At 55.8% G+C, this 14,045-nt stretch carries 12 protein-coding genes; 5 read left to right on the top strand and 7 right to left on the bottom strand.

The features are described from left to right. Window positions 1-32: 32 nt before the first annotated feature. The 3 genes from WMW72_RS17075 to WMW72_RS17065 all read right to left on the bottom strand — a co-directional run bounded on the left by WMW72_RS17075 (window position 33) and on the right by WMW72_RS17065 (window position 4,268). Window positions 33-1,049 carry an ABC transporter substrate-binding protein gene (locus WMW72_RS17075; protein ID WP_341416771.1) on the bottom strand — a complete coding sequence of 339 codons (1,017 nt, stop codon included), beginning with the start codon at window positions 1,047-1,049 and terminating at the stop codon, window positions 33-35. Between the two features lie 217 nt (window positions 1,050-1,266). Continuing rightward, window positions 1,267-3,672: a heavy metal translocating P-type ATPase gene (locus WMW72_RS17070; protein ID WP_341416726.1), complete on the bottom strand. Its 2,406-nt coding sequence runs from the start codon at window positions 3,670-3,672 to the stop codon at window positions 1,267-1,269. 212 nt (window positions 3,673-3,884) lie between these two features. After that, window positions 3,885-4,268, bottom strand: coding sequence for an O-methyltransferase (locus WMW72_RS17065; protein WP_341416725.1), 384 nt, complete (start codon window positions 4,266-4,268; stop codon window positions 3,885-3,887). A gap of 251 nt (window positions 4,269-4,519) precedes the next feature. On the opposite strand from WMW72_RS17065, the gene WMW72_RS17060 reads away from it, so the two are divergent. Next, the gene (locus tag WMW72_RS17060) at window positions 4,520-5,779 is read left to right on the top strand and encodes a methyl-accepting chemotaxis protein (protein WP_341416724.1); all 1,260 of its coding nucleotides are present in this window, start codon (window positions 4,520-4,522) and stop codon (window positions 5,777-5,779) included. 128 nt (window positions 5,780-5,907) lie between these two features. Here the strand turns inward: WMW72_RS17060 and WMW72_RS17055 are convergent, their stop codons facing one another. Beyond that, window positions 5,908-7,695 carry a M3 family oligoendopeptidase gene (locus tag WMW72_RS17055; protein WP_341416723.1) on the bottom strand — a complete coding sequence of 596 codons (1,788 nt, stop codon included), beginning with the start codon at window positions 7,693-7,695 and terminating at the stop codon, window positions 5,908-5,910. A gap of 166 nt (window positions 7,696-7,861) precedes the next feature. Here WMW72_RS17055 and WMW72_RS17050 point away from each other — a divergent pair, with 166 nt between their 5' ends. Beyond that, entirely contained in the window at window positions 7,862-8,050 is a 189-nt protein-coding gene (locus WMW72_RS17050; RefSeq protein ID WP_341416722.1) for a YycC family protein, read from the top strand. A 6-nt stretch (window positions 8,051-8,056) separates the two neighbouring features. Then, a complete protein-coding gene (locus tag WMW72_RS17045; protein WP_341416721.1) occupies window positions 8,057-8,299 on the top strand; it encodes a hypothetical protein in 243 nt (80 codons plus the stop codon). 90 nt (window positions 8,300-8,389) lie between these two features. Here WMW72_RS17045 and WMW72_RS17040 read toward each other — a convergent pair whose 3' ends face one another. The 3 genes from WMW72_RS17040 to WMW72_RS17030 all read right to left on the bottom strand — a co-directional run bounded on the left by WMW72_RS17040 (window position 8,390) and on the right by WMW72_RS17030 (window position 9,863). After that, window positions 8,390-9,088: a DUF2225 domain-containing protein gene (locus WMW72_RS17040; protein ID WP_341416719.1), complete on the bottom strand. Its 699-nt coding sequence runs from the start codon at window positions 9,086-9,088 to the stop codon at window positions 8,390-8,392. Window positions 9,089-9,118: 30 nt separating this feature from the next. Then, window positions 9,119-9,505 (bottom strand): globin domain-containing protein, encoded by a 387-nt coding sequence (locus WMW72_RS17035; protein WP_341416770.1) that lies wholly within the window; start codon window positions 9,503-9,505, stop codon window positions 9,119-9,121. Window positions 9,506-9,605: 100 nt separating this feature from the next. Further along, entirely contained in the window at window positions 9,606-9,863 is a 258-nt protein-coding gene (locus WMW72_RS17030; protein ID WP_341416718.1) for a hypothetical protein, read from the bottom strand. Between the two features lie 18 nt (window positions 9,864-9,881). Between WMW72_RS17030 and ylbJ the strand changes: the two genes are divergently transcribed. Together ylbJ and glgP are read left to right on the top strand one after the other, a co-directional pair. Further along, window positions 9,882-11,129, top strand: a complete 1,248-nt coding sequence (gene ylbJ, locus WMW72_RS17025; protein WP_423227559.1) for a sporulation integral membrane protein YlbJ — start codon at window positions 9,882-9,884, stop codon at window positions 11,127-11,129. Between the two features lie 64 nt (window positions 11,130-11,193). Continuing rightward, entirely contained in the window at window positions 11,194-13,791 is a 2,598-nt protein-coding gene (glgP, locus tag WMW72_RS17020) for an alpha-glucan family phosphorylase (RefSeq protein ID WP_341416716.1), read from the top strand. Window positions 13,792-14,045: the final 254 nt, after the last annotated feature.

Here is a 14,045-nt window from a genome sequence, read left to right as displayed (position 1 = left end):
GTCAGGCCGTCGTGCGATAGACGGCCGGGAACTCATGATCCGAGCAGCGCCTTCTGTACTTCGTCGACGAACTGATTGTGCATCATAAGTCCAAAGCCGGTTTTCGTTGCACGGAGCGGCACCATGTACACATGCTTGTTCTTCAAGGCATTGAGGCTCTGCCACAGCGGCGTCTGCATCGCTTCATTCAGCTTGGCGGCATAATCCGGCACGTTCGTATCCATCACGAAGATATAATCCGGGTTCAGCTCAGGCAGCTTCTCGATGGCGATCTTGATCTCGCCTTCTCCGTCAGGCATGCCCTGAGGCGCCTTCAGGCCAAGCTGCTCGTAAGCGATTTTTCCGAGCGGGCTGTTTTTGCTCAGGATGCGCGTATCCTTGTCCGTGACCTTGAAGAATACGACGGTCTGATTGCCCAGCTTGGCAGCAAGCTTCCCCTGAAGAGCCTTCGTTTTATCTCCGAACGCTTGCAGCTTCTGCCTCCCTTCCGCTTCCTTGCCTACGGCTTCCGCTACCTTCAGGAACACGCTGGCCCAGTCCTGCTCCATTTCCTTATCTGTGTATACGAGCGTAGGAGCCGTTTTCTTCAAAGTCTCATACACTTTGGAGTGATCCTTCTCCACCGCCAGGATCAGGTCGGGCTTCAGCGTCACCAGCTTCTCCAGACTCGGTGCCGATGACTGGCCTACGGAATCCGTCCCCTTCAGTTGAGCTGCCAGATACGGTTCAAAATCTCCGCCCTCGCGTACGACTGAGCCGACAGGCGTAATGCCCAGCGATACCAGGTGATCGGCGAAATGTGGAGTCAGCGATACGACCCGGCTTACCTGCGCGGGTACCTCTGTCTCTCCGAGCGCGTGAGTGATTTTTTTCGTCTCGGCCGCCGCCGGAGCCGGATTCGCGGTCTGCGCTGCAGAAGATGTGGAAGCTGGTTCAGCGGGCTTCGCCGCTTCCTTTGCCTGATTTCCCCCGCCTCCGCATGCACTGACCGTAAGAGCCAAACTTAACGCAAGCAGAGATAACAACTTTCTTGATTTGCCGGACAACATGATAAGCACCCCGTCTATATGTATTTTATTGATAATGATTATCACTTTCAGTATAACAGGGGGGTCTCTCCTGTCAACCCCTAATCCTCCCCCTACTGTCCGATAATGTCGGGAGTCGTGTCCCTTTTTCTGTGAAGCCTGCTTCCAATCGCCTCATCGTCCATGCCATAAACACGAAAAACCTGCCGTTGACCGGCAGGCTCTTCGTTCTTCTTAATCAGGCGTAGTCACGCAGACGCAGCACGCGCATCGCGTTCAATACAGCCAGCAGGGTTACCCCGACATCTGAGAATACAGCTTCCCACATGGTTGCAATGCCGAAGGCTCCCAGCAACAGGAACAATGCTTTGACCCCGAGGGCAAACCCGATATTTTGCCAGACGATGCGGCGCGTCTGTTTGGCGATGTGAATGGCTGTCGCAATCTTGGACGGCTCATCGGTCATAATCACGATATCCGCCGCTTCGATCGCAGCATCCGACCCCAGTCCACCCATCGCGATCCCGACATCGGCGCGGGCCAGTACCGGCGTATCATTGATACCGTCTCCGACAAATATCGTCTTTTCCTTCGCTGACTTCTGCTGCTCCAGCCGTTCCAGCTGCTCGACCTTATGCTGGGGCAGCAGCTCCGCATGCACCTCGTCGACGCCAAGCTGCCGGCCTACGGACTCTGCGACTGCTCGGGCATCGCCGGTCAGCATGACAGTCCGCTTGATGCCAAGCTGCTTCAGCTGGCGGATCGCTTCGGCCGCATCGTCCTTAACCTCGTCGGAAATGACCAGATATCCCGCGTAGCTGCCGCCGATCGCCATGTGAATGATCGTTCCGGCCTCTGGAGGCGCTGCGAACGTTAGCCCTTCCCTCTCCATCAGTCTGGCGTTGCCCGCCAGCACGGATTGACCGTCAAACCGCACCTCGACGCCGTGGCCGGAGATTTCGTTGTAATCCTCCAGCCGGCTCTCATCGATAGGCTTGCCGTAGGCGGCCCGCACCGATTCCGCTATCGGGTGATTGGAATGCAGCTCCGCGTAAGCCGCGTTTCGAAGCAGCTCCTCCTTGGAGCGCTGACCTTCCGGGTAGATGCCTGTGACGGCAAAGGCGCCTTTCGTCAGGGTTCCTGTTTTGTCGAAGACGACGTATTGAACATCATTCAGAGCTTCCAGATAATTGCTGCCTTTGACCAGAATGCCTGCCCGGGAGGCAGCGCCTATGCCGCCGAAGAAGCCTAGCGGAATCGAGATGACCAGCGCGCACGGGCAAGAGATGACCAGGAACACCAACGCGCGGTAGATCCACTCCGAGAATGTAGCTCCACTGATGACCAGCGGGGGCACCACGGCCAGCAGCAGCGCGACAATGACGACAACAGGGGTATAATAACGGGCGAACTTGGTGACAAACTTCTCCGTCGGTGCTTTCTTGCTGCTTGCATGCTCGACCAGCTCCAAAATCTTCGATACGGTCGATTCACCGAACTCCTTGGTAACTTCCACGGTCAACACGCCGTTTTTGTTCATAAATCCGCTCAGAACGCCGCTGCCCGGTTCGACCTCGCGGGGCAGGGATTCGCCGGTCAGGGCCGAGGTATCCACCGCGGAACGGCCGCTGACGACCTTACCGTCCAAGGGCACCTTCTCACCCGGCTTCACGATAATCAGGTCGCCGATCGCCACCTCCTCAGGCGCTACGCGGCGAATGCCGTCTCCGGCCTGCAGGTTAGCGTAGTCCGGCCGGATATCCATCAGAGAGCTGATGGACTTTCTGGAGCGGTTGACGGCGATGCCTTGGAACAGCTCCCCGACCTGATAGAAAAACATAACCGCGACACCTTCCGGATACTCTCCGATGGCGAAGGCTCCCACCGTAGCGACTGACATCAGGAAGTATTCGTCGAATACTTGCCCGCGTCCAATATTTTTGACGGCCTGCAGCACCACATCCCCGCCGATGACAAGATAGGCTGCCAAGAACAGCATCAGCTCCGCCCAGCCGGGCAGACCCAGCCAGTAGCCGGCTGCGCTGAGTGCAGCGCCAGCCGCCAGCCTCATGACAAGCTTCGTCGTCCTTCCTTGACCGTGATCATGCGAATGTCCCTCATGCCCCTCTGCGTGAGCCTCGTCCTCCGACGCAGCGGCATGACCGTGATCATGCCTGTGGCCGCTATGCTCCCGGCCGTGCTGATGAGGATGTGCTTCTTCATGAACATGTCCTCCGTGCGCATGACCGTGGTCGTGAGCATGCGAATGACCCGGATTGTGATCGGCGTGATCGTGAGAATGCCCGCCGCAGCAAGCAGCGCCCGCAGTCTTCTCTTCTGTCGAAGCGGAGCCAAGCTCCTTCTCCGCTGCTGCGGCGACAGGGCTGGCCGCGATCCGGCGCGCCTTGACTTTAGCGCGGACATGAGGCTCTAGCTGGGTCACCGTTTTCACAGCTTGCGATACCAGTTCCTCTTCCCTGGCTATATCCGCCTGAACGGTTAAGGTTTGGGTTACAAAATTGACCGTACATGAGGCGATTCCGTCAATTTTGCCGACGCCTTTTTCAATTTTTGCCGCGCAATTGGTGCAATCCAACCCCTCGAGCAGCAGCTCGCGCTTCACGGTTTCATTCGCTGATTCCATAACAGTCACTCCTCAAAAAACAAATATATGAGTATACGTTCATATGTTATGAACCCATTATAATCCTGACCCTCAGCTCCAGTCAATCCTCGTGCGAGCCCTTTTTGCGGAATAACTCAAAGCATGCCAAAAAAGGCCCCGAAACATCAGGGCCTTCTTATCATGCTTAGGATGTATGATCTATATAACATATAATTGCTGAATACGGGGTACTAAAATTCATGACCTTTATTTCTAGAAGAGCCAAGCAGGTTAGCCATATTATAGTTGGATTCAAAGGTAACCGATGTGCATAACAGATTCTGGCGCATCGCGAATTCAAACTGAATTTCCCCATGCGACCACTTCTTAAGCTTCAGGGATTCGAGTGCGGTCTGACGGAACGACAATTGATGGCTTTCCGACAAGCCGCGATCGGCCTTCTTGACCTCCGTTCCCTTACTCTCCAGCGGAAAAGCACGAATACCAAATTTGCCTACCATGTTATTGCGGATTTGAACGAAAACGGTGCCGGAAGTCAGGGAAGTAAGCTCCTCCTTCAACTCGCGGAAAACAAGATCCAATTGTCTGGCCAACGGAAGTTGTTCCAGAATCATATTACAGCTCCTTTCATTTAAATAATATGGAATATATTGTATAACAGGCCTGTAGACCTATTATAGGGCAACAATACCCATTTATCAACAAAAATTAACTATTTTCGCTAAAAAATTTAACTTGTTAAGACCTATTGATTTGTCCGAATTGTATAGACCAAAACTTCCATGGGGTGGTATAATTACCCATAGGGTTGGGATCCTCTCGTGAGACGTTAATCCTATATTACCTTTGAAGGGGTCGTTTGGGTATGAACTGGTTTTCCGGATTATCGTTTAAAACGAAGCTTCAGATCGGCTGCTACGCGATCGTCTTGCTCTACTCCCTTGCCATGCTGATCTTTATCCTGCGCGCCGATTCCGGTATGCTGCTGGGAATCGGGTTTCTCGTGGCCATGATCGGCCTAAGCTTCCCCTTTGTAAATTTTTTAGAGAGAGCGCTTACACAACCCATTAGCGATGTGTCCAGGGCCGCCCTCAGCATTTCGAAAGGCGACTTTACCGCGCAAATTTCCGTTCGTTCCGATGACGCTCTGGGAGAATTGGCCCATTCCTTCAATCGGATGACGGAGAAGCTGCGTGAGATTTTGACGGATACGGGGAAGGCTTCCCGACAGGTTTCCGATTCCAGCCGTGATATTTACTATAAGAATGAGAGCATGAAGGCGGTGCTGGAGGATGCGGCCACCGCAGCCAATGAGCTGGCCGCTGGAGCCCACCAGATTTCCGAGGAAATCAGCAGCGTATCGGCCGCCACCAAGGATATTGAGTTTAAAGTCTCCACCTACGCGGACTCCACCCGCGAGATGAGCTCCCGATCCGACCACATGCTGGCGCTTGTCAATAAAGGCCTACAGTCGGTTGAGACCCAGAGCGACGGTGTCCGCAAGAACGTTGTCGCTACCGCCAACGTGTCGCAGACGATCCATTCCCTGGCGGAGCTGGCGGGCGGCATTTCGACCATGACTCGCTCGATCTCCGAGATCGCCGAGCAGACCAACCTGCTATCGCTCAACGCCTCCATCGAGGCTGCCCGCGCAGGTGAGCACGGCAAGGGGTTTGCCGTCGTAGCCCAGGAAGTCCGCAAGCTCGCCGAGGAGTCGACAACGTCCACCAAGGAGGTATTCGGTCTGGTCCGTGACATTGAGCAAGGCATCAAGGAAGCTCTTGCATCCATGGCCGAGAACGAGAAGGTCGTTCATGAACAGACCCGGCTCATCACGGAGACGGAGACCGTCTTCGCTGAAATTGTCAGCAGCGTGTCCTTCATCTCCGAGCAAATTTCCACGTTCGTCAAGGAAAGCGAGCATATGTTGACCAGCGCCCAGCAGATCGCCGCTACGATGGAAAATATCTCCGCCATTACCGAGGAGTCTGCCGCAGGCACGCAGGAAGTATCCGCCTCGATGGGCGAGCAGATCGCGGCCGTACAAGCCATCGTCTCGCAATCGGAGACGATGACGCGGCTCGTCACTCAGCTTCAGCAGACGATGAATATTTTCAAGCTGTAGCTCTTGCCAGGCAGGTGCTCCTGGACGCATAGTAAACCGCACCAATCCAAAGAGGCTCCCTCCGGCATACGTGACTACCACGCCACGTTGTCCAGAAGAAGCCTTTTTTCTTGGCTATGCCTTTGCGATTACGTCAACCGCAGAAATTCCTCAACGTCAGCTACAGACAGGTCCAGCGCCCGCTGCCAGAAGTCCGGCTTGCTCAGGTCAATGCCCAGATGCTTCTCGGCCAGTTCCTCTACCGTCATGCGTCCTGTATCGCGCAGAAGCGCAATATACTGCTCCTCGAATGCCTCGCCCCGCTGCAGTGCCTCTGCGTATAAGCCCGTGCTGAACATGTAGCCGAACGTATACGGGAAGTTATAGAACGGCACCTCCGTAATGTAGAAGTGCAGCTTGGATGCCCAGAAGTGCGGATGATACTCATCCAGTGCATCGCGGAACGCCCGCTTCTGCGCGCTTTCCATCAATTCGTTGAGCCGCTCGACGCTCACCAGTCCCTGACGGCGCTCCTCATAGAATTCGGTCTCGAACAAGAAGCGTGCGTGAATGTTCATGTAGAAGGCGACCGAACGCTGAATTTTGTCCTCCAGCAGCGTAAGACGCTCCGCTTCGGTCTCCGCCGCTTTCACCGCCGCGTCAGCCACAACCATCTCGGCGAAGGTCGAAGCGGTCTCCGCAACGTTCATCGCGTATTCCTGGGCCAGCGCGGGCAAATCATTCATCACATGCTGATGGTAGCCGTGTCCGAGCTCATGCGCCAAGGTCGCAACGTTGGAGGCCGTTCCCCCATAGGTCATGAAGATGCGCGTCTGCTCGCTCACCGGGAAAGACGTGCAGAAGCCGCCAGGCCGCTTGCCGTCGCGGTCCTCCGCCTCGATCCACCGGCTCTCAAACGCCTTGACGGCAAAATCCGCCATCTTCGGGCTGAACCTCCTGAATTGCTCCACGATCAGTGCCGCGCCCTCATCGTAACTGAAGGTCTGACTTCCTTCGCCGACGGGAGCCTCGACATCGTACCAGCTCAGCTTGGGAACGCCCAGCAGCTTGGCCTTGCGTTCCAGATAGTGCAGGAATATCTCCTTACCGCCCTCGATGACGTTCCACATTGCGTCCAAGGTTTCCTTCGACATCCGGTTGATCTCCAGCGGTTCCTTATGTATGCCCTCCCAGCCCCGTCGCTCATACAGCTTGAGCCGGAATCCGCCGAGATGGTTCAGCGCGTCAGCGCAATAATCGGCATGCTCCGCCCATTTGTTCTCCCATAGACGGAATAGCTCCTGCCGCACCTTGCGGTCTGGACTGTGCATCCGGTTCGCTGCCTGGCCCGCGGATAGCTCCGTGACCTTTCCGCCTTCCTCATAGGGGATTCGGAACTTGCTCACCGTCGTATTGTACAGCTCGCCCCAGCCATGATACCCGTCAACGGCCAGATCGTTGATCAGCGCTTCCTGTTCCGGCGGAAGCTTATCGGCTGCGAGCGCCTTACGCTCCTGCAGCGGGTAGACGATCTCGGCAACCTCCGGCTTCGCCAGCAGCGCCTCCCAAGCTTCGCTGCCAACTCGCGTCAGCAGATCATCGAACAGCGTAAGCGCCGTCGCATAATCTGCTTCGACCGCCTTCACCTTCCCCGCTAGCAGCACAGCGGCCTTGTCATTCTGATTTTCCGCAGCCAGGCAGCCTGTGAACGAGCCTGCCTCGCGCAGAGCGAGCAGTACGGTCTGCAGCAGCCCGATAACGGGCAGCAGCTCATCCGCAGAGGCTGCCGTCTGAGGAGCGTCCAATCCAATCAGCAAAGTATGGAGCTCCTTCAAGTCTGCCTCCAGCTTGCTCAAAAACTCGCGAAAAGCGGCCGATTGGCTGCCTCCCGGGAAGAACGTATCCAAATCCCATGTTTGTGGCAATGGACTTTGCATAAGACGCACCGCACCCTTCCATCCTAAAATTTAGGTATTCCCTATTATTAAACCATAATCCGATACCGAATCCCAGGCTGTACCTGACCCACATTCTGGTTGATATCCTGGTCCCGGATATGTTTAAATGAAGACTATACACAGAGGGACGGGAGAGAAGACAACGATGAGACCCTTGCAAATTTCACCGGAAACAGCCCAGAAGCTGGCCAAGCAATTGAATGTGCCCCTGGAGCACCTAATGCATATGCCGCAGCATATTTTGCTGCAGAAGCTGGCAGAGCTCGCGAGTGCCAAGCCGGACGAAAGCCAGGCGAAGCCCGATGAATCGGCCGGCAAGCCGGAAGCGGAGTAACGGGCGATGATCCCCTTTGAGCGTACATGGCCCTATGACCGGATCGGTAAAGATCTGTATATCCAAACCTGCCCCTTCTGTCCCAAAGAGCATATTCTGCTTCCTCTGGGACTCCGGGAATTGGACGAGCTGAAGGAAGGCATCAAGAAGCTGCTCGTTCTCCCTTGCTGCCGCAACCGGCTGATGCTGGTCGAGGCCGATGCGGATTATCTGCTCGCCGACCGCCCCCTTCGCCGCAGTGGGATTTAATCTCCGGGTCACCCGGCTCACCCCGGCTGCCGCAAACAAAAAAGGCTTAAAGCGCCTGCCCGTCAAGCGGGCCGCTTTAAGCCTTTTTCGTTAGAGCTCCTGAACATCCTCGCTCAACTGGAGCTTGCGCTCCTCCATTTCCTCTCGCACAGCCTGCCATTGCTCCCGGCATGCCCGGATCATCCCTGCATCCATGATCCGCTTGTCGTTGACGACGCGGGAGAACCATTTGACCGCCTCATTAAACTCATCCAGTCGACGGTGCAGCTCTCCGATCAGGTACATCAGCCGGGCATTGTTCATCTCGCCGGCCTCCGTCTCGAAGGCCCTTATGTATTCAGCTAACGCATACCTCAGGAACCTGCTCTCCTGCTCGTCATCCCCCTTGCTCCGGTACAGCCAGGCAATCTGATGAAGCAGGCCGGCCGTCAGCCGGGCTTGTTCGTTTACAGTCTGAGCGCATACAAGGGCCAGCTTATACGCATACAGTGCATCCTCCCAGCGACGCTCTCCGCTATATTCCTTGAACGTCCACTGGGCACCGATCTTCTCCTGGAACACCAGCTTCTGCGGAGGGGTCAGCTTGCTCTTGGAGTTCTCCGTACTGGCGAAACCGCAATGCGGACAAATTCGAACTACGTAATAGTCCGGGTTGACTTCCTTATAATGCAGACAAAAATCCGTGTCCGTCTTCACCGGTTTCTTGAAGCTAGGACGGACCCGTGAGGTTTTAAATTCCGCCTCACACTGAGGGCACTGCACTTTGGTCTGAAATAGTGGTTCTACCATGCGTACCCATCCTTCTGCTACCTAGATTGTCTAGCTGTTAATAAAATGGTAAGCCGGACCCTTCAGACGTTCTAACGCAGCCAGCTGCACCTTGTGATCCAAGCCGGACTCCTCGAGCGCCTGCGCCATGCAGCCGAGCCATGCCTTGGCCCGCTCCTCCGTGATCGGGAACGGCAGATGCCGGGCCCGCATCATCGGATGCCCGTGTGCCTCCGAGAACAAGGGCGGACCACCGAAGAACTGGCTTAAGAACATATACTGCTTCTCTATAACCGGATCTATATTCTCGGGAAACAGCGGCCCCAGCAGCGGATGCGCCTGCACCTTCGGGTAAAAGCTCTCGACTATCCGGCGGATGCCTTCAGCTCCTCCAAGCGCTTCATAGAAGGTCTGACGGCTCTGCTCATCCTCTGACATGACATTCATCTCCTCAACGAAAAAAGATGCTAACGCCTGCGCCTTAGCATCGTGATCGATCTCAAAACCTATGCGGTCGCTGCTGCCTTCCGCTCCCGACTCAGCTGTACGTGTCTTCTTCACCCGAGGTCATCAAGGTCTCCCTTATGACATAAACGAATGCGCATACGAGAATTCCAGCAATAACACCCATCATAAGGATCACTCCCGTTCTCATATTAGTCACATTGTACCATAAAAAGTCTAAACATTCAGCATTTTTGTAAGCCTTCCCAATAATTTTGGCTGGGTGCACAGCAACCTCTTGAAGCATGTCTCCCGCCTGGCCATCATATACAAAAGAGACAGGCTTTTTCACGGAGAGGAAGTGACTATGATGCGCGCCGCTAATCCCGGCCTACTGCTTATCTCGCTCTTGGCCGCAGCGCTCGCCGGCTTGATCTTGGTTTATCCCGAGCCTTCGCTTCAGGCCTCGCTGAGAGGAATTTCCATCTGGTGGGACGTGCTTTTTCCTGCTTTATTTCCGTTCATCGTCATCTCCGAATTGATGCTGGGCATCGGCATCGTCCATTTCTTCGGCATGCTGCTCGATCCGATGATGCGTCCGTTGTTCCGCATTCCCGGCATCGGCGGCTTCGTCATGGCGATCGGCTTTGCCTCGGGATATCCGGTAAGCGCCCGGATGACGGCGCAGCTCTACGAGCAGAAGCTGGTCAATCGGGAGGAAGGCGAGCGTCTGGTCGCCTTCACGACATCCTCGGACCCGATTTTCCTGATCGGTGCGGTGTCGGTCGGTTTTTTTCACAATGCGGCGCTCGCTGGGATTCTGGCCAGTGCCCATTACGGCTCTGCCGTGCTCGTCGGGCTGATCATGAGGTTTCATGGCAGGCGCTCCGCGGGTAATAACCCGCATCAGCTCTATACCGGCGCAAAGCCCCCAGTCCGCGGCGGAATAGGGAGGCAAGCGTTCGAAGCCATGCACCGGGCCAGGCTGCAGGATGGCAGACCGCTCAGTGTCATGGTAACGCAAGCACTCTCCTCCGGCCTGCAGATGTCATTTATTATCGGCGGTCTTGTCGTTTTTTTCTCCGTTGTCATGGAGGTGATGGCCTCAGCCGGCATCATGACCTATATTTATGCCGGGGTCCAAGCGCTGCTCCACAGCATCGGATTGCCTGCCGTGTTATCCCAAGCCATAGTTAACGGCTTCTTCGAGGTGACCCTGGGAGCCAAGGCGGCCGGCAGCGCTCCTGGCATCTCGCTGATGTATCAGGCGGCCATCGCAGCCTGGGTGCTATCATGGGGAGGCATGTCCGTGCACGCTCAGATCGTCAGCCTGCTGCATCACACGCCTCTGAGGTATTGGCCCTTTGCCGCGGCCCGGTTCATTCACGGCCTGCTGGCTTTCTTGCTGGTGCTGCTGCTGTGGAAGCCTCTTGCCGGGTGGCTGGACACCGCTCCTTCTTCCGTGTCGGCCGTCGATATGGCCCGCCCCGTCACATCCTGGGTTCGGTACACGCTGCCGCAGGCATTCTGGCTGCTCTCCGGTACGCTTGCCGCACTGCTCGCGCTGTCCTTCGTCTTTTACTTCATCCGGGCGTGCATGAAGCGTCTCCGAACTTAAAATACTAATCAGACATGTACCCCCGGCATAAGTAGTTCATTATGATGAAACTTGAGGTGAACCCATGTCCACGTTGTTCCCGGCACCATCCTTCCGCCTTCCTGCGGCTATTGCCAGACTGTCGGATCTCGCCCTGAATCTGTGGTTTAGCTGGAACGGCAGCGCCCAGGCCCTATTTGCCGATATTGATGCAGAGCTCTGGCTGCAGACACGCCATAACCCCGTAGAGCTATTAACCAAGGTATCGGAGGACACGCTCGAACGGCTGGCTGCAGACGAATCCTTCTTGAATCGCTATGAGGCTGTGCTCAGGCAATTCGACGAATATATGGGCGCCGGAACCTGGTTTAGCCGCCATTATCCGCATCAGTCCCGGCATGCAATCGCTTATTTCTCCGCGGAGTTCGGCTTCCATGAATCGCTGCCCATCTACTCCGGCGGGTTGGGTATCCTCGCGGGGGATCATTGTAAATCCGCCAGTGACCTCGGCATTCCTCTGATCGGAGTAGGCTTGCTATACAAAAAGGGCTACTTTCGCCAGAAGCTGGATTCCAAGGGGCATCAACTGGCCGAAAGCGTCCCCTATCACTTCCGCACACTGCCAATTACACCGGCTTTGGCTTTACATGCGGAGAAAGCCAATGTTTCAGACGAAGATGCGGGGACGCCACGGGACGCTGAACAACCGGAACCTCAAGAGCTGTACGTCACCGTGGATGTAGCCGATCGTACTGTCCGCTTGAAGGTGTGGCAGGCTCGGGTCGGGCGTATCCGGGTGCTGCTGCTGGATGCCGACCTGGAGGAGAACAGCTCCTGGGACCGCGACTTGACCGCACAGCTATACGGAGGGACGCAGGATGTCCGGATTGCTCAGGAAATGCTGCTCGGTATCGGAGGCATCCGCGCCCTACGGGCGCTTAACGTCCCTACAGGGGCCTATCATATCAATGAAGGTCATGCCGCCTTCCTGTCGTTCGAAAGGCTAAAAGAACAGCTTGAGCTGGGACTCCCCTTCCATGTCGCGCTGGAGGTCGTCCGCGCCAGCACTGTGTTTACCACACATACGCCAGTGGCGGCAGGACATGATGCATTTCCTCTGGCGATGTTCGATTATTATTTCACCAGACTGTTCACCGATCATCCGGCCTTGCGCCACGATCTGACACGGCTCGGCTTTGACGAATCCAGTCAGACCTTCAACATGACCCATCTGGCGCTGAACACCTCCGCTCTTCGCAACGGCGTGAGTAAGCTGCACGGGCATGTGTCCCGCCAGATGTTCCGGGACTTTCATGGCCATATCGACATTCGCGAGGTTCCCATCGGCCACATCACTAATGGCGTACATCTCAGCACCTGGCTTGCTCCGCAGCTCAAGGAGCTGTTCGACCGGTTCCTGCCTGGCAACTGGACACTCAATCAGATGAACCCGGACGTATGGCGGGGTATCGATCTGATCCCTAGCGAATCGTTGTGGAAGGTGCACGAGGAGCTGAAGGAAACGATGATTCGCCTGGCGCGGGCCAACCTGGCCGAGCAGCGCCGCCGAAACGGACAGTCCGATCATCAGATCGGGGAAGCCCGTGGCTATCTGTCCAAACACGCCCTCACGATCGGCTTTGCCCGCCGGTTCGCTACGTACAAACGGGCTACGCTGATCTTCAATGACCTCAAACGTCTGGATCGACTCGTCAATGATCCGGAGCGCCCCGTGCAGTTCATTTTTGCCGGCAAGGCTCATCCCGCCGACCGTCCCGGTCAGGATATGCTTCGTGAAATCTATCAGGTGTCCCAACTCGAGCGGTTCAAGGGCAAGATCGTTCTGCTGGAAAATTATGATATCAATGTAGCGCGGGCCCTCGTCCAAGGCGTAGACATCTGGCTTAACAATCCACGTCGTCCGTACGAGGCGAGTGGTACGAGCGGGCAGAAGGCTGCGCTGAACGGCGTCATTAATTTCAGCGTGCTGGACGGTTGGTGGGAGGAAGGCTATGACGGGAGCAACGGCTGGAGCATTGACTCAGACCTGAATGCTGATGAGGAGACCCAGGGACGCCAGAATACTCAATCTCTCTACCAGGTGCTGGAGCAAGAAATCGTCCCGCTGTACTACAATCAAGGCCCCCTGCCGGTCCAATGGATCGAGCGGATGAAACGTTCGATCCAGACGCTGTCTCCCGTCTATAACACGGACCGGATGGTCGCCGACTATACGGCGGGCGCCTACATTCCCTCTCTGGAGCGGACCCAGCGGTTCATCACCAATTCATACGAAGAGGCCCGGAAAGTCGCGGACTTTAAAAAATTCATCTCGGACAACTGGCATCACGTCCGCGTGATCGAGGTTAGCGATTCGCTTCAAAGCGGCAAAACCGCCCGGACTGCCGAGCCTGTCAAGGAAGTGTCGGTCACTGTACAGTTCGGACCTGTCTGGTACCAGGATACGGCGGTTGACCTGATCTACTACGAGGACACCGCAAGCGGCTGGGAGCAGGTGGTCGTCCCGATGGAACCTTCCCGCCAGTTAGGCGAAGGCCTATTCATCTATCGTGCCATTGTCCCGTCCCATCTCCGTCACGGCCCCCATTTCAGTGTCAGGGTGCATCCAGTCAGCACGAATTTCGCCACTTCGTTCGAGCTGCCCCTCGTCAAAACCTATTGAACTCAGCGTTTCATCTGCCGCTTCGTCATGGACGAAGCGGTTTTTTTTCTTGTTTAAATATGTCCTTATTTTGTGCAAACACTGCCTTACATCCTAGGTAACGGTTACATCGCTGTGCATCCGGCATAGGGGCAATTTGTACCCATCCCCCTTTCTCTGCCCAAGCACCGGGCCGCATTGTGTTATGAGGCCAGATTGTTTATGATGAATGGGAAGTGGCTTTCTGACGAAAGCCTAAGCATCACCTTACGAAG

It is taken from the genome of Paenibacillus filicis (assembly GCF_038070315.1).
In the GTDB taxonomy this organism is placed as follows: Bacteria; Bacillota; Bacilli; order Paenibacillales; family NBRC-103111; genus Paenibacillus_G; species Paenibacillus_G filicis.
Note: the sequence above shows the minus strand (reverse complement) of the source record. Positions and strands in the feature narration are given on the sequence as shown.